The 300-nt window shown below is 56.7% G+C and carries 1 protein-coding gene; it reads left to right on the top strand.

Annotated features, from left to right (window positions below):
• A partial coding sequence (locus ACQ4LH_RS21615; RefSeq protein ID WP_430699001.1) for a zinc-binding dehydrogenase occupies positions 1 to 300 on the top strand: 300 nt, incomplete at both ends.

Here is a 300-nt window from a genome sequence, read left to right as displayed (position 1 = left end):
AAGAACTCGTGGAGCGTCGGCGGCATCGTCAGATGTGTATAAGAGACAGCTGCAGGGCGGCGAAACCATTCTGTTTCATGCCGCCGCCGGCGGGGTTGGTTCCTTCGCTTGCCAGTGGGGCAGGGCGCTTGGGGTCAAGCTGATCGGCACGGTCAGCTCGGCCGAAAAAGCCGCACGGGCCAAAGAGCAGGGCGCCTGGGCGACCTTCGACTACATCCTTGAAAACTTTGCCCATCTTGTACTGGTTCTGTCTGCTGTTTTTTATACACATTTCTTTGCCCACGTGCAGAACTGTTTGTT

Source organism: Pseudomonas peli, from assembly GCF_050563605.1.
Classification (GTDB): domain Bacteria; phylum Pseudomonadota; class Gammaproteobacteria; order Pseudomonadales; family Pseudomonadaceae; genus Aquipseudomonas; species Aquipseudomonas peli_A.
The sequence above is the reverse complement of the archived record's forward strand: the minus strand, read 5'-3'. Positions and strand labels throughout refer to the sequence as shown.